This window comes from Shewanella algidipiscicola, assembly GCF_003605125.1.
Classification (GTDB): domain Bacteria; phylum Pseudomonadota; class Gammaproteobacteria; order Enterobacterales; family Shewanellaceae; genus Shewanella; species Shewanella algidipiscicola.
Genome location: NZ_QPQT01000012.1, coordinates 52,976 through 78,627, shown reverse-complemented (window position 1 = coordinate 78,627; position 25,652 = coordinate 52,976). Strand labels below are relative to the sequence as shown.

Annotated in this window: 21 protein-coding genes; 11 read left to right on the top strand and 10 right to left on the bottom strand. The window is 49.4% G+C overall.

The genetic code is table 11. The features are described 5' to 3' along the window. Positions 1-32: 32 nt before the first annotated feature. The 3 genes from DVO77_RS13960 (at position 33) to DVO77_RS13950 (ending at position 1,996) form a co-directional block, all read left to right on the top strand. Positions 33-266, top strand: a complete 234-nt coding sequence (locus DVO77_RS13960) for a hypothetical protein (RefSeq protein ID WP_119978761.1) — start codon at positions 33-35, stop codon at positions 264-266. 614 nt (positions 267-880) lie between these two features. Then, on the top strand, positions 881-1,414 hold the full coding sequence (locus DVO77_RS13955; protein WP_119978760.1) for a DUF2937 family protein: 534 nt from the start codon (positions 881-883) through the stop codon (positions 1,412-1,414). Between the two features lie 108 nt (positions 1,415-1,522). Then, a complete protein-coding gene (locus DVO77_RS13950; protein ID WP_119978759.1) occupies positions 1,523-1,996 on the top strand; it encodes a peroxiredoxin in 474 nt (157 codons plus the stop codon). 120 nt (positions 1,997-2,116) lie between these two features. Here the strand turns inward: DVO77_RS13950 and DVO77_RS13945 are convergent, their stop codons facing one another. From DVO77_RS13945 to ompR, 3 genes are all read right to left on the bottom strand, one after another. Continuing rightward, positions 2,117-4,096, bottom strand: a complete 1,980-nt coding sequence (locus tag DVO77_RS13945) for a methyl-accepting chemotaxis protein (RefSeq protein ID WP_119978758.1) — start codon at positions 4,094-4,096, stop codon at positions 2,117-2,119. 131 nt (positions 4,097-4,227) lie between these two features. Further along, positions 4,228-5,538: a two-component system sensor histidine kinase EnvZ gene (envZ, locus tag DVO77_RS13940; protein WP_119978757.1), complete on the bottom strand. Its 1,311-nt coding sequence runs from the start codon at positions 5,536-5,538 to the stop codon at positions 4,228-4,230. A 35-nt stretch (positions 5,539-5,573) separates the two neighbouring features. Next, the gene (ompR, locus tag DVO77_RS13935) at positions 5,574-6,299 is read right to left on the bottom strand and encodes an osmolarity response regulator transcription factor OmpR (protein WP_110458325.1); all 726 of its coding nucleotides are present in this window, start codon (positions 6,297-6,299) and stop codon (positions 5,574-5,576) included. 372 nt (positions 6,300-6,671) lie between these two features. Here ompR and greB point away from each other — a divergent pair, with 372 nt between their 5' ends. From greB to DVO77_RS13920, 3 genes are all read left to right on the top strand, one after another. Continuing rightward, positions 6,672-7,157 (top strand): transcription elongation factor GreB, encoded by a 486-nt coding sequence (gene greB, locus DVO77_RS13930; protein WP_119978796.1) that lies wholly within the window; start codon positions 6,672-6,674, stop codon positions 7,155-7,157. Between the two features lie 179 nt (positions 7,158-7,336). Beyond that, complete coding sequence (locus DVO77_RS13925; RefSeq protein ID WP_119978795.1) at positions 7,337-9,673, top strand: Tex family protein; 2,337 nt, start codon at positions 7,337-7,339, stop codon at positions 9,671-9,673. Between the two features lie 202 nt (positions 9,674-9,875). Then, a complete protein-coding gene (locus DVO77_RS13920) occupies positions 9,876-11,876 on the top strand; it encodes an LTA synthase family protein (RefSeq protein ID WP_119978756.1) in 2,001 nt (666 codons plus the stop codon). A gap of 94 nt (positions 11,877-11,970) precedes the next feature. Here DVO77_RS13920 and DVO77_RS13915 read toward each other — a convergent pair whose 3' ends face one another. Together DVO77_RS13915 and bioH are read right to left on the bottom strand one after the other, a co-directional pair. Continuing rightward, a complete protein-coding gene (locus DVO77_RS13915) occupies positions 11,971-12,468 on the bottom strand; it encodes a hypothetical protein (RefSeq protein WP_119978755.1) in 498 nt (165 codons plus the stop codon). A gap of 63 nt (positions 12,469-12,531) precedes the next feature. After that, a complete protein-coding gene (gene bioH, locus DVO77_RS13910; protein ID WP_119978754.1) occupies positions 12,532-13,308 on the bottom strand; it encodes a pimeloyl-ACP methyl ester esterase BioH in 777 nt (258 codons plus the stop codon). Positions 13,309-13,311: 3 nt separating this feature from the next. On the opposite strand from bioH, the gene DVO77_RS13905 reads away from it, so the two are divergent. Continuing rightward, entirely contained in the window at positions 13,312-14,079 is a 768-nt protein-coding gene (locus DVO77_RS13905; protein WP_119978753.1) for a ComF family protein, read from the top strand. A 1-nt stretch (position 14,080) separates the two neighbouring features. Here the strand turns inward: DVO77_RS13905 and DVO77_RS13900 are convergent, their stop codons facing one another. From DVO77_RS13900 to hslR, 5 genes are all read right to left on the bottom strand, one after another. Beyond that, a complete protein-coding gene (locus DVO77_RS13900) occupies positions 14,081-14,563 on the bottom strand; it encodes an MgtC/SapB family protein (protein ID WP_119978752.1) in 483 nt (160 codons plus the stop codon). Between the two features lie 289 nt (positions 14,564-14,852). Beyond that, positions 14,853-16,061 (bottom strand): dicarboxylate/amino acid:cation symporter, encoded by a 1,209-nt coding sequence (locus DVO77_RS13895; RefSeq protein WP_119978794.1) that lies wholly within the window; start codon positions 16,059-16,061, stop codon positions 14,853-14,855. A gap of 406 nt (positions 16,062-16,467) precedes the next feature. Beyond that, a complete protein-coding gene (locus DVO77_RS13890) occupies positions 16,468-18,009 on the bottom strand; it encodes a phosphoenolpyruvate carboxykinase (protein WP_119978751.1) in 1,542 nt (513 codons plus the stop codon). 197 nt (positions 18,010-18,206) lie between these two features. Then, entirely contained in the window at positions 18,207-19,067 is an 861-nt protein-coding gene (gene hslO / locus DVO77_RS13885; RefSeq protein ID WP_119978750.1) for an Hsp33 family molecular chaperone HslO, read from the bottom strand. Between the two features lie 13 nt (positions 19,068-19,080). Beyond that, on the bottom strand, positions 19,081-19,473 hold the full coding sequence (gene hslR / locus DVO77_RS13880) for a ribosome-associated heat shock protein Hsp15 (RefSeq protein WP_119978749.1): 393 nt from the start codon (positions 19,471-19,473) through the stop codon (positions 19,081-19,083). 285 nt (positions 19,474-19,758) lie between these two features. Between hslR and gspC the strand changes: the two genes are divergently transcribed. From gspC to gspF, 4 genes are read left to right on the top strand one after another with little or no spacing between them, the layout of a single operon-like run. Beyond that, on the top strand, positions 19,759-20,679 hold the full coding sequence (gene gspC, locus DVO77_RS13875; RefSeq protein WP_119978793.1) for a type II secretion system protein GspC: 921 nt from the start codon (positions 19,759-19,761) through the stop codon (positions 20,677-20,679). 24 nt (positions 20,680-20,703) lie between these two features. Next, positions 20,704-22,827: a type II secretion system secretin GspD gene (gene gspD, locus DVO77_RS13870; RefSeq protein WP_110458316.1), complete on the top strand. Its 2,124-nt coding sequence runs from the start codon at positions 20,704-20,706 to the stop codon at positions 22,825-22,827. Continuing rightward, positions 22,820-24,391, top strand: a complete 1,572-nt coding sequence (gspE, locus tag DVO77_RS13865) for a type II secretion system ATPase GspE (protein ID WP_110458315.1) — start codon at positions 22,820-22,822, stop codon at positions 24,389-24,391. Before gspD ends, gspE begins: the two co-directional genes overlap by 8 nt. Positions 24,392-24,394: 3 nt before the next feature. Beyond that, the gene (gspF, locus tag DVO77_RS13860) at positions 24,395-25,615 is read left to right on the top strand and encodes a type II secretion system inner membrane protein GspF (RefSeq protein WP_119978748.1); all 1,221 of its coding nucleotides are present in this window, start codon (positions 24,395-24,397) and stop codon (positions 25,613-25,615) included. Positions 25,616-25,652: the final 37 nt, after the last annotated feature.

The window sequence follows — 25,652 nt, the reverse complement described above, 5'->3', positions numbered from 1 at the left end:
CCCCCAGTTTTGGGCATTGGCGGTTAGGTTTTATGGATAAAATTAAGCAATTTTCGATCAGTCGAATACACACGGCTAAAGGCATTTTTAGGTTGCAAGGGGCGATTAAATCGCATGGCGAGCATGCCCATATTAACTATGAGAAAGCAGAATTTATGGGGACTGATGGTTGGCGCGAACTCGATTTAACCTCGGCTGAAACACTCGCTATTCTTGCTGGTATTCACCATAGCATTATTGAACATATTAAGCCGCAGGGGTTGTAAGGTACATCGCATCGGCAGTACAAACGTGCCTTTTGAGTGTTCGAGTTGCAGTAGGATGTTTGCGTGATGGGCATTAAATCGAATTGAAATAGGAAGTTCAGTGGACCATCTTGTAGTTGTAATTTTTCTCGCTGTATTGGCTTGGTTAACCATACCAGCATTGTTATTTTGGACGTTATTTTTGGTGACTTGGTTGATACTGAAGTCAGAAAATCATGCGCTAATAAGTCAACGTTATGCCATCTTAAGGCTATTGAGTCCACCTAGGGGGCTGTGGATTAGCATGTCGTGCATTTCTGAAGTTAGATAATAGGGCGCTAAAAAGCCTGTTAAAGTTTATGTATCCCTTGTATAACGTTTGGGATCGTACCTTGATGTTTTCGATAGCTCTTTTCTTGTTATTGGTCGCAGGGTTGTGTTTGGTCTAAAACGTACCGACAAGCTTAGCGAACCGCTACGCAGACGTGGATGTGATATGTCATCGGCTTACTTTCACTTAGCTTGTTATTTGTGTCAAGCTTTGGTTTGAGCCACCTTACTAAAAGTTATCCTTTTTTAGTGCGTGACTCTAATGCTCGATGAACCGATCACCGCTATGATTGTGAGGGGTTAAGATGAAGTCTTTGATGGATTATGTGCGCTTAATACTGTTTGTTTGCGGTGTACTACTTGGTGTGCAAGTGCCGGCGTTTGTCGATCAATATGGTCAGCAATTGCAGGCGCATACGACGGAAGCCAAGTTGAGTCTGTCGGTATTTCAGCGTGATGCCGACCGCTTTTTTGATGGCGATATTCACCAGTTAATTAACCATTATCGACATAATCCCGATACTGTGATTAACGCTGGTGGTGACAATATTGAGACTCTTTACCAGCGATATCAACTGCTGCAAGGGGCACTGCAACGCTTTAATCAGACGCCTTACAGTGGTTTTCAACAGGTGATGCTTGAGCCATTAGCCGATATTCGCTCCCAAGTATGGCAGCAGTTTAGTCATACGATAATGCTCGATGGCCGTGCGATAACCATTGGCCTATCCTTAGGGTTACTGTTTGCGCTATTGTGTGAAGTGCTATTGAGGTTGTTGGTAGCTGGATGCTGGCGCACTTATCGCATTATGGTGCCAAGGCGCAGTGTCGGTGGTTAACGCCACAAGTGATGGCGCATTTTCAACAACTATCACATGAGTTTAAGGTGATTATCTTTCTACCTTAGGCTGTCTTGGTCATTTTGTATATTCATTAAGGAGCGATTTATGATCGCATTAGGACAAGCACTACCCGCAGCAACCTTGGGACAATTAACCGGCGATGGCATGGTGACCCATGATGTGAATGAGTTATTTGCCAATAAAAGGGTGGTGTTATTTGCCGTGCCAGGCGCATTCACTCCCACCTGTTCGGAGGCGCACCTGCCAGGCTATGTGGTATTGGCCGATGAGTTTAAGGCCAAAGGGGTCGATATGATTGTCTGTGTGGCGGTGAACGATGCGTTTGTGATGAAAGCTTGGGGTGATGCGCAAAATGCCTCCGAGTTGATGTTGCTTGCCGATGGTGACGCCAGCTTTACTCAGGCGCTGGGATTAACCATGGATACTGGTGCGTTTGGCGGTATCCGCTCGCAGCGCTATGCCATGGTGATCGACCATGGTGTGGTGACACTGTTGAATATTGAAGCCCCTAAAAGCTTTGAGGTGAGTAAGGCCGAAGTTGTGCTTGCGGCCTTGTAAGAACCATCGGTCGATGTGGTCAGGGCTGCCCCTTGCTATAGAGCCCCAACATAATGTGGGTATTCGACCGCTAATTTTTCGCGGTTAAACGCCACTCGTGCCTCTGAGCCATTCACTATTTTAAGCGGCTATCGGTTGCGGCCTTGCAGCATCGGATATATCTAAGTTATTGATGCCTAGGTTGGTTTCTATGTCGGCGACACTTTTAGCGACCGCTGCGGCAATCACATCACTCTGTTCTGCCGAGTGCAGTGCATGTTGTTTAAGTTTATCCATTGCCTGAAATAGCGCATCTAGGTGCTGCAGTTGGTGGTTGCTATAGTCGCTACCTTGTTTAGCGATTGCCGTCATCTCGCGCGCATGTTGCTGCACTGACTGAGTGGTCTGCCATAACGTCTGTGCGCCCTGCAGTTGTTTACGGCTGGCGTCATTAATTCCCTGAACACTTTGCTCGAGCTGCGCATTGGCGCTAGTTAACTGATTCAGTATGTTTAAGATCTCGCGAAGTGATTGCTGAGTACGCTGCGACAAGCTGCGCACTTCATCGGCGACCACGGCAAAGCCGCGCCCCTGCTCACCCGCTCTGGCGGCTTCGATAGCGGCATTGAGGGCTAATAAGTTGGTTTGCTCGGCAATGTTACCAATGACATCTATGATGGTAGATACATCATTGACAGAGGTGGTTAGGCTACCGAGTGACCGATGGCAATGACTTACGGCTTGCTGGGTTTCATCTGCTGCGGTCATCACCGCCTTGACCTCATCTTGGCTAGAGAGCATCTGTTGGTGTGTTTGTTGAGCATTATGTTCAATGGTCGTCGATAGCTCGCTCACATCGCTTGCGATTGTTCGCATCTGTTCGGTTTGCGATTGAGCGCAATGGACGGTATTGAGGGTGGCATCTTTACCTTGCGCCACACTCGTTATCCGTTCTACTAGGTGAGAGAGGCTGTGGGATATCTGACTTAATTTAGCGCGCTGCTCACTATCTTCGATCTCGAATCGATCGAGTAATTGATTAAAATGCCCAGCAATTTGACCCGTTTCGCAGCGCCTATGTATTGCTAATCGTTGACGTTCGTTAGACTCGCTCAGGCGCCTAAAAGCAACATTTAAGTATTTGAGGGGTTTAACCACCCGTTGCTGCTGCAGGAGTAGATAACCTAAGGCAAATAGCGTCAATATTGAGACAACCCCATAGAGTAGCCATTGCAACTGCTGCTTGAGTCGATCATTTTGTACCTGTTGCGCTTCGCCAAGGGTAAACAGTTGCTCCTCTATATCGGTTATCGCCGCCATCATGGCGGCTTGCGCCTGTCTGTTGGCGATCAATAAGTTATCTGTATTACTGACCTCCTTAGCGTAGCGCTGGCTCAGTGATAGGAGCTCGCTAACAAATATCTCCCCTCGCTCTTCGGGCTCGGCCTCATCATCGCCTAGGGCGAATTCATCGACTTCGACGGGCTGATAAAGGCCTAATAGTGGTAATTGCGCCAACTTATCGTGCCACCGACTGAGCGCGTGGATCTGGGTGGTCAAAATCGCTTTAAGGCGCTGATCTTTACCGAGCAGGTAACCTTCAGTTAATTGTGACAATTGATACACCATCATTGGGAGTTCTCGGGTTAATTCGAGGTATTGCATGGCGAGTGTGGGCTGGTGAGATAATCCGGAGCCGGCATATTCTGCCAGATGTTGATTGTTGGACAGCATCTCAGTTTCAGCATAGGCGAGCAATTGACGCGGGTCACCTGCGAGTTTTCCTGCCGCACGATATTGGTTGCCTAAGTCATGAATAAATTGCTCAACGGTTAATTTAAGTTCATTGGCGTCAGGATGCGACAGTTGACTTATATCGCTTGAGATCGCTTTAAGTTGCTGTTTAGCACTATCGAGTTGCTGGGTATTGCCTGTTGTTAAGTAACCTTCTAGTTGCCGACGAATGTCAACTAAGAAGCGTTGTTGCATCTCGGTGAGCAGGCTAGTCTGTTGCTCTATGCTTGTTCGTTGTTGACCGCTCCACACCACAACGGTTGCCAGCAGTGCCGCTAGCAGGAGCAGGATCGCCGAGGCCCAGAGTGACAGAGTGGATATTTTCATTATTATGCGCCAGTAATGGTTTTCGCCAAGAGTATTACGCGACTGTTGCAAATTAATGACAATGACTATCTATATGAATGCTATGGTTTATTGTAGGCATCTCACCTGTAGGTGGCGAAAGCTTTAGGCTTTTATTCTAGCGGAAGCCATACCTGAGCGTGTAGGCCGCCTTCGGCGCGGTTGGTTAATAAAATTTGGCCTTGATGACGGTCGATAATGCGCTTAATGATAGCCAAGCCTAAGCCCGAACCGACACTACCTCTGGCGCTATCTCCTTGGGTAAAAGGTTGAAATAGCTTGGGGATATGCTCAAGCGGAATTCCTGGCCCGTTATCTTCTACGCAAAAACCGACTCGTTTAGCCTCGGCGCAGGAGCTGATTTTGACCCAGCCATTACCGTAACGAAAGGCGTTTTCGACTAAGTTGGCAATCACCCGCTTGATAGCCACGGCCTGCATGGGAACATCGGGGCAGGGCTGTAGATCTAGGATTATCTCTGCATCACGTTTCGACTCGGCATTAGCCACATCTTCGAGCAGGGCGTTAATTTGCCCCGGATCTCGGTTGCTTTGCTGATCTTGGCGGATATAGGCGATAAATTGATTGATGATGGCATCCATATCTTCAATGTCGTGCACTATGCCCTCTTTGAGGTATTCATCTTGCTCGACCATCATCTCGGTGGCGAGACGGATACGGGTGAGTGGTGTGCGCAGATCGTGTGAGATCCCCGCCATTAACAGGGCGCGATCTTGCTCAAGCTGCTGCATGCTGCGCGACATCTGGTTAAAGGCGTTGGTTACCTCGATAATTTCGGTCGAACCGCTGGGCGGCAAGGGGCCGGGATAGTCGCCACGAGACACCGCAATGGCCGCTTTTTGCAGCCGCTTTAACGGCTTGTTTTGCTTGCGGGCAAACCACCAACCGCCGGCGACACTCAGCGCGCCAATCACAATTAAATACAGGGTTAATGGCGATAAGCCAAATTCGTTAAAGCCCGTTAGCGGCACTTTTATCCATACCGACGGGGCTTGCGGTGGGCGGATCCACACCTCAAATTCTTGACCTTGGGCGATGCGCACTTCGGCCTTACCGCCTAAATGCTCCGACATCTGCGACGACAACAAACTGTAATAGACGGCGCGGTCGATCCCCGCCTCTCGTGCTTGTTTGGGATTGTATATCTGCATGCCATCATCGCGAACTTTGGCGTTGAGGGCATCGACAATGGTTAAGTGCTCACGCCCCACATCAATATCATCGACAAACAGCAGCTTTACCTGGCGGGCGATGAGTTGGTTGATCTGTTGGTAAGTTGGCTGAATAAAATAGACCGCCACCGACAGATAAGAAACCAGCTGATTGACCAGCAACAAGGAGCCAATCAGCAGTACCGTTTGGCTAAATGCGCTGCGGGGCAGCAGCCGTTTTAGCCATATCATTGGATGAGCCGTATCTGTACTGGTGTGAGCATAGCTTAGCGCCGCGCGGCCCCATCGGGTACAAATACATAGCCCAGTCCCCATACGGTTTGGATATAGCGTGGGTTAGCGGCATCTTTTTCTATCAGGCGGCGCAGGCGTGACACTTGCACATCGATAGAGCGCTCTAACGCCGAGTAATCGCGGCCTCGAGCGAGGTTCATCAGTTTATCTCGCGACAGAGGCTCTCTGGGGTGACTGACCAAGACTTTAAGCACGGCAAATTCACCACTGGTGAGCGATATAGCCTCTTCGCCGTGATGCATTTCGCGCGTGGCTAAATTAAGGGTAAATTCACCAAAGTTGATCTCCTCCTCTTGTTGTGTCGGCGCGCCGGGGACCTCTGGGGTCTGACGGCGCATCACCGCTTTAATACGGGCTAAGAGTTCACGCGGGTTAAACGGCTTGGGCAGGTAGTCGTCGGCGCCCAACTCTAAGCCGATAATACGGTCGACTTCGTCGCCTTTGGCGGTCAACATCACTATGGGGATGGTATTACCTTGCTGGCGCAAGCGACGGCAGATAGATAAACCGTCTTCACCGGGTAGCATTAAATCGAGCACTAAAAGGTGGAAGTTTTCCCGTTCGAGTAATCTGTCCATCTGCTCGGCATTAGCGGCACTTCTAACCTGATAACCTTGCTCCATCAGGTAACGCTCTAGTAAGGCTCTAAGCCTCATATCATCATCGACGACGAGAATTTTAGAGGTTTCTTGTCCCATGCTGTTATCCCTTATTGACGTAGTATGAGTGATTCATTCAGTTACTCAACTCGCTGATATTAATTATTAATCTTATATGCTTGCTTAATATAGCCGTTTTGCCATTTAAATGACTAGTGAGATTTTTGTTTGCTCAGGACACCTGCTTGAGCATATTAAGACTGAGTTACTTATAATTAGCTGATATTTAGATAGATTGTTGCTAACTTGCCCGCCGCTATGAAATTGTAACCAAATTGAAGGGGCGGCAGCGCATCCCGCGTAAGCCCCTTGTGTTCTCTGTCGCTCGCTAGGTATCATCTGGCCATTGACGGTAGTATCCCGACTAAAATTGAGTGATTAAGCTAAATGCAGAATAAATCCAGTAATGATATGAAAGCTATGTTGATCACCCGTGAAGGGTGGCAAGCACTCGATAGAGAGCTTAAATACCTGTGGAAAGAGTATCGCCCCGAGATCACCAAAAAGGTGCAGGAGGCGGCCGCACAAGGTGATCGTAGTGAGAACGCCGATTACACTTACAACAAAAGACTATTAAGACAGATAGATAGTCGAGTTCGCTACCTAGTGAAGCGGGTGGAGGATCTTAAAATCGTCGACTATTCGCCCCAACAAGAAGGCAAGGTCTTTTTTGGTGCCTGGGTTGAGCTCGAAAACGAGGCTGGAGAGGTGGTGCGCTATCGGATTGTCGGTAAAGATGAGCTCGACACTAAGCTGGGTTATATCACCATCGACTCGCCAATGGCGCGGGCGCTAATTGGTAAGCAGGTCGATGACGAAGTGGTGGTCAGCACGCCACAAGGCGATAAAGTCTGGTATATCAATAAAATTCAATACCAACCATTTGAGACCCAGTAGCGCCCGAATACTTGTGATAACCCAAATTACTGGCTATTAAGTACTCACCCTTGTGGTAAAGCCAAAGCCTGTTTTCGCAGGCTTTGGTGGTTTTTGTCGAGGCAACACCGTACAACTTAGTCGATGGCTGTGGTATCTTTGGCGACACGAAATCTACCAATTTAGGCTCGATGTATTCTATGCAAAATATTGCACAAACCATCGCTCAAGAACTCAATGTCCGTGAGCAGCAAGTGACAGCAACAATCACCCTATTGGATGACGGCGCAACGGTTCCTTTTGTGGCGCGCTACCGTAAGGAGGTCACTGGTGGTTTAGATGATACCCAGTTGCGTACCTTATATACGCGTTTAGGCTATTTACGTGACCTAAATGATCGTCGTAAGGTAATTTTGTCGAGCATCGACGCCCAAGGCAAACTGACGCCGGCATTACAGGCGGCCATTAATAACGCCGACAGCAAGACCCGCCTAGAAGATCTCTATCTGCCATATAAGCCTAAGCGTCGTACCAAAGGGCAAATTGCCATCGAAGCGGGTATCGAGCCTTTGGTTGATCAACTATTGCAAGACCGTCAGGCCAATATCGACGCCGTTGCAAGCCAATATATTAATAGTGACGCCGGCTTTAGCGATGCCAAAGCCGTGCTCGATGGCGCGCGTTTTATCTTGATGGAACGCTTCGCCGAAGATGCCGAATTACTGCATAAAGTGCGCCGTCAATTGACCCAGCAGGCACAACTTGAGAGCCGCATGGTCAAGGGCAAGGAGAAAGAGGGCGCCAAGTTTAGAGATTATTTCGAGCACAGTGAAAAGCTGACTCATATTCCGTCGCACCGCGCCTTGGCTATGCTACGTGGGCGTAACGAAGGCGTATTAAGCCTAAGCATGAACGCCGACCCAGATACAGATGGGAAACAAGGCAGTTACTGTGAAGTGATCATTAGCGACCACTTTAACCTTAAACTCGGCGACAGCGACGTTGATCAGTGGCTCAAACAGGTTGTCACTGCCACTTGGCGAATTAAAATTGCCCTGCAGATGGAAACGGAGTTTATTGCTAAGCTGCGTGAGCAGGCCGAAACCGAAGCGATTAATGTGTTTGCCCGTAATTTAGGCGACTTATTGATGGCCGCGCCTGCGGGGGCTAAGTGCACATTAGGGCTAGACCCTGGTCTGCGCACTGGGGTGAAAGTTGCTATCGTCAACAATACAGGTAAGTTGGTCGCTCACTCGACCATTTTTCCTCACGCCCCGCAAAATCAGTGGGAAAAGTCGATTCGTACCCTGTCTAACCTAGTTAAAATGCACAAGGTAGAGCTGATCGCTATCGGTAACGGTACCGCGTCGCGGGAAACCGACAAACTGGCCGCCGAGCTGATCGCCACTGTGAAAGCCGATATGCCAACCTTGACCAAAGTAATGGTCAGTGAAGCGGGCGCCTCTGTTTATTCGGCTTCTGAATTAGCCGCCGAAGAGTTTCCAGAGCTGGATGTGTCGATCCGTGGTGCGGTGTCTATCGCCCGTCGCCTACAAGATCCTTTGGCTGAGCTGGTTAAAATCGAACCAAAATCGATTGGTGTCGGTCAATATCAGCACGATGTAAGCCAGAGCCAATTGTCACAATCCCTTGAGGCGGTTGTTGAAGACTGTGTTAACGGCGTCGGCGTCGACTTGAATATGGCCTCCATGCCGTTATTGGCGCAGGTGGCAGGACTCAACAAAACCTTAGCGCGTAACATTGTCGAGTATCGCGATCAGCATGGTCAATTTACTAGCCGTAAGCAGCTGTTAAAAGTCGCTCGCCTAGGGCCTAAAGCCTTCGAGCAGGCTGCAGGGTTTTTACGCATTGTCGGTGGCGATAATCCACTCGATGCCAGCGCCGTGCATCCAGAAGCCTATAGCGTTGTCGAGACCATGGCTAAGGCGCAGCAACAGGCGGTTGATGCTTTAGTGGGTAACAGCGAGCTGCTTAAACAGATTGATGCTAGCCGTTTTATTACCCCTGAATTTGGGTTACCCACGTTAAACGATATCTTGAGCGAACTGGAAAAACCGGGCCGCGACCCCCGTGGTGAGTTTAAAACTGCGGTGTTTAAAGAGGGGGTTGAGCAGGTAAAAGATCTTAAACCAGATATGATCTTAGAAGGTGTGGTGACCAATGTGACCAATTTCGGCGCCTTTGTTGATGTGGGTGTGCATCAAGATGGCCTAGTGCATATTTCATCGTTAACCGACAAGTTTGTCAGCGACCCCCATACAGTGGTGAAGGCTGGCGATGTGGTTAAAGTGAAAGTGATGGACGTGGATGTGGAGCGTAAACGGATCAGCTTGAGCATGCGACTCGATGAAAAAACTGCCGACAAAGCGCCGAGCCCACGCCCGAGCCATACCAAAGCCCATAAAGGCGGCCAAGGTAAATCGCCGCAAAAAAGCCAGCATAAATCGTCCCAAGCTCCAGCGAATGCGGCAATGGGCAATGCGTTTGCCGATGCTTTTGCTAAATTGAAAAAGTAATTTTCATCAAACTTTCATCATAAAAACCGAGGCTTAAACGCCTCGGTTTTTTTATGCTTGTTAATCATCAAAACATTGGCGAAACATTTGCTGAACCTATTTGTTACTTTTATGTCAAAAAGTTGCCTTGTCGGCTTTGGGCCGATGATAAGTGTTCCGTTAGAAGGGCATCGATATTAATGACATTTTGTTTGGGAACGCTATGAGTAACAGATCGACAACTGCTGGGCCGTTTCGCGCCATCCTCTATTTTGGATTGATCGCCTTAATCATTACCACGTTAAGCCGCATTGGTTTGGGGCTGTGGCAGGCCGAACGGGTCGCCGCCGTTGAGGGTTGGTCACACCTGCTCATTCAGGGATTGCGAGTCGATATTGCCACCTTGTGTTGGTTGTGGGGCGTGGCGGCCTTAGGCACGGCGTTGTTGAGTGGCGATCATTTTGTTGGCCGTTGCTGGAAACCCCTGTTACGAGTCTGGTTGACCTTAGGGTTGTGGTTGCTGATTTTTCTTGAGCTTTCTACCCCCTCTTTTCTTGAAGAGTATGGCGTGCGCCCCAACCGACTCTTCGTTGAATACCTTATCTACCCTAAAGAAGTGTTGTCTATGCTGTGGACGAGCCGCAAAGGCGAAATTTTCTTAGGCCTGTTAGTGAGCAGTGTCAGTTTGTGGGGAGGCTGGAAACTGAGTGGTCGCTTATTACGTAATGTGCAATATCCACGTTGGTTTTGGCGTCCGGTATTGGCAGTACTGGTTATTGTAATCACCCTATTAGGTGCGCGTTCGACCTTAGGGCACCGTCCACTTAACCCCGCTATGGTGGCTTTTACCGATGACCCATTAGTTAATTCCTTAGTGATTAACTCCGCCTATTCGCTGGTATTTGCTATCGATCAAATGTCTAATGAGGCCAAGGCCTCAGCAAGTTACGGTAAACTCGACGAGCAAACCATTATCGATACGATTCGTCGTGAAAGTGGCCGGCCCCTCAGTGCCTTTAGCTCTGATACCTTGCCTAGCGTGACGTATAACCAAGCCAGTTACCAAGGTAAGCCTAAGAATCTAGTGATCATCTTACAAGAAAGCCTAGGGGCTCGCTTTGTGGGCTATTTAGGTGGATTACCCTTAACTCCCAATATCGATGCCTTAGCTCAAGAGGGTTGGGCCTTTGATAGGCTCTATGCCACCGGAACGCGTTCGGTGCGCGGTATTGAGGCTGTGACTACCGGCTTTACGCCAACACCAGCCCGTGCAGTGGTTAAGCTGAGTAAGAGTCAAACTGACTTTTTTACCATCGCGGATCTCTTGAAATATCATGGCTATGAGACACAATTTATTTATGGCGGCGAGAGCCACTTCGATAATATGAAAAGCTTTTTCTTAGGCAATGGTTTTAGCCATATTGTCGAGGAGAAAAACTATAGCGATCCTATGTTTGTCGGTTCATGGGGCGTGTCAGATGAAGATTTGATGCATAGTGCCAATCAAGAGTTCGAGCAGTTCCACCAACAGGGCAAGCCGTTCTTTAGTTTGGTATTTAGCTCGAGCAATCACGAGCCATTTGAGTTTCCCGATGGCCGCATCGAACTGTACGAGCAACCCAAGCAGACGCGCAACAATACCGCTAAATATGCCGACTTTGCCATTGGTGAGTTCTTTAAGTTGGCCAAGCAATCCAGTTACTGGCAAGACACCCTGTTTGTTGTGGTTGCCGATCATGAAAGCCGCGTGGGTGGCGGGGGGTTAGTACCTATCTCTCATTTTCGTATTCCGGCGGTGATTGTGGGCGAGGGCATTGCGCCTAAGCGTGATAATCGAGTGGTTAGCCAGATTGATCTGGCTCCGACCTTGTTGTCACTTATGGGAGTTTCGGCCAGTTATCCTATGTTGGGCCAAGATCTCACCTTAGCCGACCCCAATTGGCCGGGACGCGCCTTAATGCAATACGATAAAAATATGGCGTATTTGCGTGGCGATGATGTGGTGATCTTGCAACCCGATCGCGACCCAAGTGGTTATATTTATGATTTTGAAAATAAAAAGCTTGTCCATCATGAGCAAAGTGATGAGATGAAACAGGCTGCGCTCTCTTGGGCGTTATGGGGCAGTTTGGCCTACCAAAAGCAGCTTTATCAAACTCCGCCCCAGAACGAACCCATCACACCCACCTCGCCTGCGCCAGCAGCGACGGTGCAAGCGCCCTAATAACGGCGGGCATCGCTCGGTGCGCTTGACTCAAACAAAATTTTACCCGTGCCGAAAGATGCGGGTTTTTTATGGGTGATATTTAGCTTGAATGCTAGATATAAGTCGACAAGCTGGGTTCACTTTGGGGGAGTGTTTGAGTTTGATAAAAGCTGGCAATGTGAGCCGAGACACTTTGATAAAATGCCGGCGCCTCGTTCGTCAGGCGATGAGTGCTTTTTGTTACTGCAGTAGGATGTGAGAGTGGCACATTACGAATATCGCTGCGTGCAAGTGCAGGTTTAAATAATGCTGGCCGAGATATCGTAGCAGTGTTGGGTCGCTCTTGTTGTTGCTGCTGTTTACCTTCATGTTGTTGCTGACCGCCGCCACCTTGCTGTTTGGGCTGCACTTTTTCATTTAGCTTAGATTGAATATGGGTCTGATCGGCAGCACGTTCATTTTGGGGGTTAAACGGGCGTTCTTCATTGCTGCGTGCTAGCTGAGGTGCAGGGATGATGGGGGGGCGTTGGTGGTTTTCTACCCGCGCGCTATCGGTGGCGACGTTGGTCGTCGCGATAGGTACTTGGGAATAGTTGGTGACCACTAACATTAGATAGACTCCGGCTGCAATGCCTAAATAATAAACAGTTTTTACCAATAGTTAAAGTAATTGTTAAATTATGTTGTCAAGCCAGCTCAGTACGCCATCAGCAAAAGGCGCAGGATGGGATAAAAACGGTGCATGAGCCGCCTTGGGTAAGATCAGATCTTCGACGCGGGGCGATCCCTTGGGCATTAAGGGTGGCACTCGACGGGACACCAATCCATCTAAGCGCCCCCACACTCTTAGCCATGGCAAGTCTAATGTTGTTACAGCTTGGCGTAAGTCGACGTTGCTTAACATCTGGAGTCCCTGTTTGAGGGCAAGTGCATCGGGCAAAGGTTTAGCCATGACTAAGTCACGTAGTTGCTTGATATCTTGCTTGGCCGTGGCGCTGCCCATGGCTTGAATGGCTAAAAATCGGTCGACCATCTTGCCTAAGTCTTGCTCGATCTGAGAGGCAAATTGGGCCAGCACCTGCGGGGCGATGCCCGGCCAAGCTTCACTGTCACGCGCCATAAAACAGGGGGAAGAAGCTATGGTCAATAAGGCGATGACCCGTGCGGGATAGCGTATGGCGGCTCGTGTGGCAATCAGCCCTCCCAGTGACCAGCCCGCCCAGATGGCTTGTGTGGGCACTTGGGCGGCTATCGCATCGACCCAAGTGTCGATGTCACCCACTAAGGGGTGGCTATCGCCAAAGCCTGGCAGATCGACATAATGCACGCAGTAATTCTGAAAAAGGGGATGCAACGGCTGAAATACCGCGTTGTTAACGCCCCAGCCATGTAGCATGACGATAGGCGTACCTTGACCTATAGTTTGAATATGCAAGGATTGCTGACTCACAATATGCCCTCATTATTACCAAAGTTACTTCGCCCACTGCTATTGCGCCGCGTTATCGCCACGTGCCAGCAATTATTGGCCGCTAGTTTACCCAATCGCTGTTTGATGTGCCATCAGACAGTGGCTGCCCCTTATCGGGGGATCTGCGCCTGCTGCCTAGAGATAAGCTTGTACCAAACGCCAACGTGCTTAGGTTGTGGCCGAGCGTTATTGCTACAAAGTTGCTATTGCGGTGCATGCCAGCATAGCCAGCCGTTAGTGGTCATTGCACCGGCCAGTTATCATCAGGGGATTGGGGAGCTGGTGGCGGGCATTAAATACCGCGCCGAATTAGCGGCGCTGGATATGTTAGTGATGGCCTTGGTTGAGCGTATTAAACAATTACAACGCTTGGGATTAATACGCTTACCTCAGGCGATGATTGCGGTGCCGCTGCATCCAAATCGTTTACGTCAGCGTGGCTTTAATCAGGCATGGTTAATTGCCGATACCCTTAGCCGCCAACTAGGGATCCCCATGCTCGATAAGGTGTTGGTGCGTAGGGTCGATACCCGCCCGCAAGCTGGCTTAACCGGTAAACAGCGGCGCCGCAATCTCGCTGACGCCTTTATTTTAACTGAGCCGATTAATTATCAGCGTATCGCCCTGATCGATGATGTCGTCACCACTGGCACCACGGTGCAGTCGATAGCCGAGCTGTTTGCCGCTCACTATATTCATCTGCAAGTGTGGTGCCTCGCAAGAGCCGAAGCGCCGGGGCTGCTCGAGTGAGTTAGTAACCGCTGCGGCGCCACTTACGGTATTTACTGTGTACCCCACGGGTAAAGGCGGAGGAGTACTCTTCTAACACATCGACGCCATACAATATGGCTACAACCACTAACGACAGCTTGATGGCGACGAGAGGGTCGATCACCGCGATGCACACCCCAATTGCGGCGAGCGCCCAAATGGCCGCTGCCGAGGTGACGCCCACCACGACTCCCTCTTTGGCTAACATCACCCCAGCGCCAAGAAAGCCAATGCCGGTGACCACTTGGCCTATGATACGCGAGGGATCTGAGATGCTGGTCGATATTGCCATCGACGCCGCGATAAAGATGTAGGTACCCACGACGATAAGCGCAGAGGTTCTTATGCCTACAGGTTTACCCCGTAGCTGTCGCTCAAGACCAATAATCACGCCGCAGATGATGGCACAGGTCATGGATCGCCAACTAAAGGGATCAATGGAAAACAGTGCATCGAGGTTCATGCTTAACTTCCTAAAAATGTGTACAAAGCAGGTGTTGTGGGAGACTTACTGGTAAGTGTCATGGCGTGAAAAATACCGTTCACTTATGTCAGAGGGTCTATTTCGGCGAGTGTCGGCTCAAACGCTTGCGCTGTCAATAGGGGGCTTGGGATATAATTGTCATGCCAGTTGCTGGCGTAAGGGGCACACTTGTCGGTGGGGCTAGGTTGAGTTTGCTGCTATATGGTAACGCTGAAAAAGGGCGCTGCGACAGCAAGCACCCTTATGTGTAGTCTGGTCAGCTTATCGGTTACGCTGTCTTATCTTGAGTGTACTTGTCCATGATTAATGCACAAGCGGCATCGCCAGTAATGTTGAGCGAGGTTCTGATCATGTCGAATATCCTATCTAAGGCAAACAGTAGCGGTAGGCCGTCGATGGGAATACCAGCGGCCAGTAATACTGCAACCACTAGGAACGAAGGCCCCGGCACACCGGCTTGACCGATCGCTCCAAGCGTCGAGGTGAAGACAATCGCTGCATAGGCGGTCAGCGACAGGTCGATGCCATACATCTGTGCAAAAAACATCGCCACTAGACCGTAATAGATGGCATTACCACTCATGTTAATCGTCGCGCCTAAAGGCAACACGAAAGAGGCGGTCGCCTTAGAGACCTTCAGCTCTTGCTCACAGGTTTCCATGTTAACTGGCAGAGTCGCCATCGATGATGCGGTAGATAATGCCATCACTTGGGGTTTTTTCATCGCGCTAATAAATTGTTTGGCGCTGACCCGAGAAAACAGCTGCACCAATAGAGGGAAGAACACAAACCCAAACAATAAGATAGCCACAACAAATACCGCAAATAACTTAAACACCACTTCTAGGGCATCGAAACCAAAGGTGCCGACTGAATCTGCCATCAGGCCAAACACCCCGATAGGAGCGATGATCATCACGCAATTAATCATCCACACAAACGCATCGACTATGGTGTTAAGCACGTTCAAAATCGGTTTGGCGCCATCGCCCTTGACCTTAGTCAGTGCAATGCCGAAGAAGATGCTAAAGACCAATATTTGTAAGATGTTGCCGCCTGTTAGCGACTCAAATACATTGGTTGGGATCATGCCGATAAAGGTGTCCATCACCCCCGGCAGTGCGCCATGCTCTTCGGTGACTGTCATCAGTTTTCCACTACTGTGAGCGGTAAAATCGATGCCTTGGCCTGGTTTGAACAGGTTGCCCATCACTAAGGCTAAGCTAACCGCTGCACCGGAGGTGAGAATAAAGAAGCCAAATGTGCCGATACCGATTTTCCCCGCCGATGGGCTGTCGCCTAGGCTTGCAGCACCAGAAATGATGGAGACTAGGACTAGTGGGATCACTAACATTTTGATGAGGTGAATAAAAATGGTACCTAACGGTGCAAAAATGCTTGCGTCTTCGCCCATTAAAAAGCCGACGATCGCGCCGACAAACATGGCGATAACGACTTGTACACCGATGTTACGCATGAATTGATTGGTTTTATTTGCCACAGTGGCCTCGTTTTAATCGTTATATTAATGAATCGAGTGGATGCGAGTAAGGCTAAGCCTTACTGCGGGAGCAGAGTCTAGCACTTGTGTGGTCATTGAGCTGTGAAAAATTACTCAGCCTGACGAGCAAATAGCCAAATTCGACTTCAAGTTAGATGTTTATTGAGAAAAGTGCAATTTTGGCGTGCTTAAATTGGCGATTATTCAAATTCGGGGCAGTTTTTAAGCCCTTGATTGAATAAATTCATGATGTTGCGAGTTATTTGAGCGCTATCGTGTTTACGGTTTTAGGTTATGGGGGGAATAAGCACCGCCATTTATCGTCATAACAAGGGAATAAAAATGGCTCCATTAGGAGCCATTTTAGAATTAGTATAATGATTTAGGCTTTAGGGCCAGCCTGTTTTATTGCATCCGATACATCGTATTTAACGAAATTGGCGGCAAACTCTTCGGCTAACTGCTGAGCATAACGGTTATATTCCACCGGATCTGACCAGGTATTAACTGGGTTGAGCAGTTGGCTGTCGACCCCTGACACTGCGACGGGGACATCGAGGTTGAGTTTATCGATATGCTGAGTGTCGACCTCTTTTAGCTCACCGCTGACAATAGCGTCAATAATGGCGCGCGTGGTGGGGATGTCGAAACGTTTACCCACGCCGTGTGGGCCGCCAGTCCAACCTGTATTGACCAGATAAACTTGGCTGCCAAAAGATTCGATACGCTGCATCAGCAGTTCGGCATACACGCCCGCAGGACGAGGAAAGAACGGCGCGCCAAAACAGGTTGAGAAGGTTGACTGAATCGCCGACGTTGAACCCATTTCGGTAGAACCGACTTTCGCGGTGTAGCCCGACAAAAAGTGATAAGCGGCCTGCTCTTTACTTAGCTTAGACACTGGCGGTAATACCCCAGAGACGTCACAGGTAAGAAACACCACTGCATCTGGCTCGGCACCACAGTTGTCTACTTTGCGCTGGGCGATATGCTCCAATGGATAGGCGGCGCGGCTGTTTTCGGTTAGCTCGGTATTGCTGTAATCGGCAACGCGTTGCTCGTCTAACATGACGTTTTCAAGCACGGTGCCAAAACGGATAGCATCCCAAATGACAGGCTCATTTTTCTGACTAAGATCGATACATTTGGCGTAACAACCGCCTTCGATATTAAAGACGCCGCCAGGTGCCCAGCCGTGTTCATCATCGCCAATGAGAAAACGCTTGGGATCGGCCGATAAGGTGGTTTTACCCGTACCGGATAAACCAAAAAACAGCGTGGTGTCGCCATCGGCGCCAACATTGGCCGAACAGTGCATAGGTAGCACGCCTTTGGCGGGTAATAGGAAGTTTTGTACCGAGAACATGGATTTTTTCATTTCACCGGCATATTTCAGTCCGGCTAGTAGTACTTTGCGATCGGCAAAGTTGATGATGACAGTGGCATCAGAATGGATGCCATCACGTTCGGGGTCGCATTCAAATCCTGGCGCATTCATGATCTGCCATACAGGTTTGTTCGCGGCATTGAACTGCTCTGGGACGATAAATAGGTTACGGGCAAATAGTTGATGCCATGCGGTTTCGGTGGTGACATTGATAGGTTGGTAATGCTCAGGGTCGGCGCCCACTTCTAGCTCAGATACAAAGGTCTCTTTATCTGACAAATAGTGGCTTACACGTTCCCAAAGAGCGTTAAACGCATCCATCGGGAATGGTTTGTTCACTGCTCCCCAATCGATCTCATGTTCACTGCTGGCTTCTTTAACAATAAAACGGTCGTTAGGTGAGCGTCCTGTACGTTCGCCCGTTTTTGCCACCAAGGCACCGTTGGCTGTGAGCACGCCTTCGCCACGCGCCAGTGCAAACTCAACAAGTTGCGCCGTTGAAGGGTTTTTATGAGTTTGCTTAAATCCATCCGCCATCTGTAAGGTCTCCATCTTTCTTAAGTAGGTTGAGTGTGCCGATCTGTGCCAGCTTGTTATTAGTCTGTTGCTGCTTAAGGTTGCAGGCGGTCGATTGTAGCTTATGTGTAAATAAATGTGTGAGTAACATTGCTAAATAGACAAAAAAAAGGGTGCCTTGCGGCACCCTGTTAAAAATCGTGTTAGGTAAGGTTGGTTTACTGCTGAACGTCAGAATGCAGTGCATTGCTAAACAAAGCTTCAATATCAATGGAGTCGAAGCTGTAGTTGTTGTTGCAGAACTCGCAGCCCATCTCAATTTTACCTTGCTCAGCTAAGATGGTGTCTAACTCTTCACGAGGAATCGTGCGTAATGCTTGGCCGCTGCGCTCGCGTGAGCAGGTACAGCGGAAAGTCACATCGATAGGATCGAACAGGCGCACCTCTTCTTGATGATACAAGCGATGTAATACCTCGGTGGCTTCGAGTTCGAACAACTCTTCAGCTTTAACTGTGTTAGTGAGTTGCTCAAGATGTTCAAAATCTTGATTGTTTTCACTATCACCCGGCAGTACTTGCAGTAAAATGCCCGCCGCTTGTTTACCGTTGGCAAATAAGCGGATAGCGGTTGGTAGCTGTTCTGATTGGTCAAAATAAAGCTCTAGGCATTCGGCAAGCGTCGGACGTTCTAAGGCTACAACGCCTTGGTAGCGTTCGCCATTAGCAGGGGTGAGCGTGATAACCATATGGCCAGTGCCCATCAAGGTGGCGAGATTGGCATCAGCGGCTAATTCACCGTTCCAGCGTGCGACGCCGCGTAGCTGCTGAAGGTTGTTGCCGTTAACAACGGCCAGTGATACAGGGCCATCACCTTGTACTTGCACGCTAATATCACCATCGAGTTTGAGTGTGGCAGTGAGCAGTGATGTGGCCGCCATCAACTCGCCCAGCAGCGTCTGAATCGCCATTGGGTAGTCGTGAGCAGATAATACCTCTTGGTAACTCTTCTCTAATTGAACGACTTGACCACGCACATCGGCGTTGTCAAATAGGTAGCGGTTTAATATATCTTTACTCATTTCAATCTCACAGTTAGCTTGCTTTAAAGCGTATTAATTGACGACGTTGCTTTTTATCTGGCTTGGTATCCGGAGCCGGATTATTAAGCACATTTAAGCGCCTCGCTTCGGCGTAGGTCTGGCGCTTGGCAATGCTTTCAGGCGTCTCTTCATATAAGGTTTGGGCGATCACCGCCTGTTGGCGTTGTTCAGATAACTTTTTTATCACGACCTCTTTTTCGTCATATCCCTGTCGTATTCTGACGACAGCATCGACATCGGCCATTTTACTCGATTTGGTGCGCTGCCCATTGTAGTGTACCTTGCCGCCATTGATCATCTCTTTGGCGATGGCTCGAGTCTTATAAAATCGCGCCGCCCATAACCATTTATCGAGTCGGACTGAAATCTGCGGTTCAGATGCCATGGTTATAGTGTCTCCATCTGGGTATATCAATAGATTGTGGCTTATTATAAAAGATGGGCGAGTTCACATGCTGGATAATAACTCTCATCCTAAGCAGGATGATAAGCTAATATAGCGACTCACTTCACACCCTTTATCGGTGCGTAAAGTTAGCATAATTAGCCTTTATAGGCTAATTTAGCGACTGTTATGGGCTTGTTGCCAATTGCAGTGTAGGTTAGCATGAGTCACGAGCATAAAATTATCATAATCAGAACAGAGGCCTGTGCTGAGGGTCCGCATAATATGGATTTATTAGACAAAGTTATTGCTAGGGTGAATGGTATACCACATAGGCCGCTGAGCACTGCCATATTTTGGCTTGGTTTGGTCATCGCTATCTATTTATTGGCGCAGATCACCTGGAAATTAGTGCCTGTTTCACAGCCGCCATTAGCGTGGCAACCCACACCGACCAATATCGCCCAATCATCTGGTCTGATTAATATATCAAACTTAGAAAATTTATCTCTTTTTGGCCAGTTTGATGCCAAGGGGAATCCGCTTAAGGTGGCTCCTGTCGAAGAAAAAATCACCGATGCGCCGAAAACCTCGTTATCTATCCAGTTAACGGGCGTCGTGGCATCAACATCTGAGCAAAAAGGCTTGGCGGTGATCGAGTCGGCGGGTAGCCAGAACACTTACAGTTTAGGTGACAAGATTAAGGGCACTTCGGCCTCGCTCAAAGAGGTATATGCCGACCGTATTATTATTTCAAACAGTGGGCGTTACGAGACTTTGATGCTTGATGGGCTCAAATATGCTACTGAAAGTGAAGCCAATCAACAGCTACAACAAGCCAAGCGTGAGCGCGGTGTACGTCAGGTAGATCAACGCGACAACCAAGCGGTAGCACAAGAACTGCAAGAATCACGTGATGAGCTGTTAGCCGATCCGAGTAAACTGACCGATTACTTAGCTATTTCGCCTGTCAATCGCGATGGTGAGCTGCAAGGCTATCGTCTCAATCCGGGTAAGGATAGGGCGCTATTTGAGCAAGCTGGTTTGAAGGCTAACGATTTAGTTAAATCAATGAACGGTTACGATCTGACGGACATGAGCCAAGCATTGGAAGTGATGGCGCAGTTGCCCGAACTGACCGAGATCTCTTTGATGATAGAAAGAGAAGGTCAGCTGGTTGAGATCATGTTTAGTTTGCCGCAATAAAAAGAGTTTAGGGGAAGTCATTAAATGAATAATAAGAATATTCGGCGCAATCTCATCGCGGGTGTTGTCATGGGGGCGTCGTTATTGGCGCCTTCGCTCGCATGGTCTGAGCAATATGCGGCTAATTTCAAAGGCACAGATATTCAAGAGTTTATCAATATTGTTGGTAAAAACTTGAATCGTACCATCATAGTTGACCCAACGGTGCGCGGTAAAATAAACGTTCGCAGTTACGATTTGCTCGATGATGAGCAATATTATCAATTCTTCCTTAATGTGTTGCAGGTCTATGGTTATGCCGTCGTTGAGATGGACAATAACATCATCAAAGTCATTAAAGATAAAGATGCTAAAACCTCGGCCATTCGCGTTGCCGATGATGATAGACCCGGACTAGGTGATGAGATGGTCACTCGCATTGTGGCCCTGTATAACACCGAAGCGAAGCAACTAGCGCCCCTGCTGCGCCAGCTCAACGACAATGCCGGCGGCGGTAACGTGGTAAATTATGACCCTTCTAACGTATTGATGATCTCGGGCCGCGCAGCAGTGGTCAATAAACTGGTTGAGATTGTGCGCCGCGTCGATAAACAAGGCGACACCGAAGTGCAAGTGGTGGCGCTCGAATATGCCTCGGCGGGCGAGATGGTACGGATTATCGACACTCTTTACCGCTCGACCGCCAACCAGTCACAACTGCCGGGACAAGCCCCAAAAGTGGTTGCCGATGAGCGTACTAACGCCGTGCTGGTCAGTGGTGATGAAAAGAGTCGCCAGCGTGTAGTGAGCCTCATCAAAAAACTTGATGCCGAGCAAGCCACCACAGGTAATACCAAGGTACGTTATCTGCGTTATGCCAAGGCGGAAGACTTAGTCGAAGTGCTCACCGGTTTTGCCGAAAAGCTGGCCAGCGCACAAGATGGTGGAGCGCAGCCACAAGGTGGGCGGAGCAAGCGTCGCAATGAAATTAATATCATGGCCCATACCGACACTAACGCTTTGGTACTCAGCGCCGAGCCCGACCAGATGCGCACCATTGAGAGCGTGATAAATCAGCTGGATATTCGCCGTGCTCAAGTATTGGTGGAAGCCATTATTGTTGAAGTGGCCGAAGGTGATGATGTTGGTTTTGGTATTCAGTGGGCAACCGAAGCCGGCGGCGGTACTCAATTTAATAACTTGGGCCCCACTATAGGGGAAATTGGCGCCGGGATTTGGCAGGCGCAAGAACAAGAGGGCACCTTTATCACCAACCCTAATACGGGTGATGTTATCGGGCAAAACCCTAGCTCAAAAGGGGATATCACCTTGTTAGCGCAGGCGCTAGGTAAGGTTAACGGTATGGCGTGGGGTGTCGCCATGGGTGACTTTGGCGCGCTTATCCAAGCGGTATCGAGCGACACCAAGTCTAATGTACTGGCGACGCCCTCTATTACCACCTTAGATAACCAAGAAGCGTCGTTTATTGTCGGTGATGAAGTGCCGATTTTAACGGGCAGCCAGAACTCTACTAACGGTAACAGTAATCCCTTCCAAACGGTTGAACGTAAAGAGGTGGGGGTCAAGCTTAAAGTAGTGCCACAAATTAACGAAGGTAGCACGGTCAAGTTGACCATTGAGCAGGAAGTCTCTGGCATCAACGGTAAAACTGGTGTCGATGTCACCTTTGCCACGCGTCGTTTAACCACCACTGTGATGGCCGATTCGGGTCAAATAGTGGTGTTAGGGGGCTTAATTAACGAAGAAGTACAAGAGAGTGTACAGAAGGTGCCTTTCCTTGGGGATATCCCCATCATAGGTCATCTGTTTAAGTCATCATCGAGCGGTAAGAAAAAGAAAAACCTGATGGTATTTATTAAGCCGACCATTATCCGTGACGGCATCACCATGGAAGGCATTGCGGGACGTAAATATAACTACTTCCGCGCCTTGCAGCTTGAGCAGCAAGAGCGAGGTGTTAACTTAATGCCAAATACCGATGTGCCAGTGCTCGAAGAGTGGAATCAAGAAGATTATCTGCCACCAGAGGTGAATGATGTGCTGCAGCGTTATAAAGACCGTAAAGGGTTAGAAACGCAAATGCGTGAAACTGATCCTGCGCTTAAACAGATTTCTGATAACAAACAGCAAGACGCAGACGATGAGTGATCTGCAAGCCACTCAACATGATGAACTAGCCCAAGTATCGAGTGAGCTTGGGTTGGTCTCTGAGGCCGAATCCGATGAGGTGTTTCACTCAAACAGCCGCGAGCGTCTGCCATTTGCGTTTGCGCATCGTTTTCAACTGCTATTAGCCAAAGACGATGATCAACGTTTAACCCTGTACCATACCGAGAGCACGCCGCTTGAGGCGATGTTAGAGGTGCGACGTTATGCGGGCCAAGAGTTAGGGCTAGCGACGTTAGCGGCTAATGTTTTTGAGGCTAAGTTAACTCAGGTCTATCAAGCCAACTCATCAGAGGCGCAGCAGCTGATGGAAGATATTGGCAACGAGATGGATCTGTTTACCCTTGCCGAAGAGTTACCGCAAACCGAAGATCTACTCGAAGGGGACGATGATGCGCCGATCATTAAACTGATCAACGCTCTGTTATCGGAAGCGATTAAAGAGGAAGCGTCCGATATCCATATCGAAACCTACGAGAAGCAACTGGTGGTGCGTTTTCGCGTCGATGGTGTACTCAAAGAGGTGCTTAAGCCCAATCGCAAGCTGTCGTCACTGCTGGTATCACGTATCAAGGTGATGGCGCGTTTAGACATTGCCGAGAAGCGGGTGCCGCAAGATGGCCGTATCTCGCTGCGTATTGCGGGTCGTGCGGTGGATGTGCGGGTGTCGACTATGCCATCGAGCCATGGTGAGCGTGTGGTGATGCGTTTGCTGGATAAAAACGCCGGCAACCTCGACCTTAAACAACTCGGCATGACAGATGCTATCCGGCATCAATTCGATGAGCTTATCCGTAAGCCTCATGGCATTATCTTGGTCACGGGCCCGACTGGTTCGGGTAAGAGTACCACCCTGTATGCCGGCTTGACCGAAATTAACTCCATCGATACCAATATCTTAACGGTCGAAGACCCCATCGAATATGAACTCGCTGGCATAGGCCAAACGCAGGTGAATACTAAGGTGGATATGACCTTCGCCCGCGGTCTGCGCGCCATTTTGCGTCAAGATCCTGATGTGGTGATGATAGGTGAGATCCGTGACCTTGAAACCGCTCAAATTGCCGTGCAAGCCTCGTTGACTGGTCACATGGTGATCTCCACTTTGCATACCAATACCGCATCGGGCGCCATTACGCGTTTGCAAGATATGGGCGTCGAGCCTTTCTTAGTCTCTTCGAGTCTGCTTGGGGTGTTAGCGCAGCGATTGATCCGCACCTTGTGTCCTAAGTGCAAGGTTGAGCATGTGCCCGATCAGCGTGAGCGCGAACTGCTGGGTATTAGCGTCGACGACCCACGCACCATCTATCGTGCCAATGGTTGCGCCGCTTGTGGCCATAATGGTTATCGAGGCCGTACGGGGATCCATGAACTCCTGTTGGTGGATGATAAAATTCGTGAACTTATCCATAGTGGCCGTGGCGAGCTAGCGATTGAAAAATATATTCGCCAATCGATACCCAGTATCCGTCACGATGGCATGAGTAAAGTGCTTAGCGGCATCACGACCTTAGAAGAAGTGCTGCGCGTCACTCGCGAGGAGTAAGTCATGCCAGCATACGAGTACAAGGCGTTAAATGCCCAAGGCAAACAGCAAAAAGGGGTGGTCGAAGCCGATACCGCCCGTCACGCCCGAGGTCAGCTACGCGAGCTGCGCTTAATGCCGCTGGAGATCACCCCTGTGGTCGACAAGGAAGCCAAGGCCAAGGGCCAAGGCTTTAGCTTTAAGCGTGGTATTTCGGTCGCTGAGTTAGCCCTGATCACTCGCCAAATTGCGACCTTAGTTGCCGCCGGCTTACCTGTGGAAGAGGCGTTAAAGGCCGTTGGTCAGCAGTGTGAAAAAGATCGCCTCGCCAGCATGGTGATGGCGGTGCGCTCAAGGGTTGTCGAAGGCTATAGTCTGGCCGACTCCATGGCCGAATTTCCGCATATTTTTGATGATCTTTATCGCGCCATGGTGGCATCGGGTGAAAAGTCAGGTCACCTCGAAGTGGTGCTTAACCGCTTGGCCGATTACACCGAGCGCCGTCAGCAGCTAAAAAGTAAAATGACTCAAGCGATGATCTATCCCCTTGTGCTGACAGTGGTGGCCATTAGTGTCATTGCTATCTTGCTTGCGGCCGTAGTGCCTCAGGTGGTGGGACAATTTGAGCACATGGGGCAAGAGTTGCCATGGACCACGCAATTATTGATCGCCTCATCTGACTTTATCCGTGATTATGGCTTATTAGTGGTCGGGGTCGTTGTGGTGTTAACCTTTGGTGCCAAACAACTGTTAAAAAGCGCGGCCAATCGTATGGCCTTCGATAGTGCCCTGCTGAAAATGCCGGTGATCGGCCGTGTCAGCAAGGGGCTCAATACGGCGCGATTTGCACGTACTTTAAGCATTTTAACGGCCAGCTCTGTACCTCTGCTCGATGCGATGCGCATCGCCAGTGAAGTGTTGATGAACGTTAGGGTTAGAGCCGAAGTAGAAGAGGCCACCGCTCGGGTGCGCGAAGGCACTAGTTTAGGCACGGCGCTGACTAACACTAAACTTTTTCCGCCTATGATGCTCTATATGATCACCTCTGGCGAAAAAAGTGGCCAGCTCGAACAGATGCTCGAACGCGCTGCCGATAACCAAGACCGTGAATTCGAGTCGAACGTGAATATTGCCTTGGGGGTATTTGAACCCTTATTGGTGGTCAGCATGGCAGCCGTGGTGCTGTTTATCGTGCTGGCGATTTTGCAACCGATATTAGAACTTAACAACATGATTAGTGGTTGATGCCCCAAGCATCTCCCTAGCGCGACAGCCTAACCTT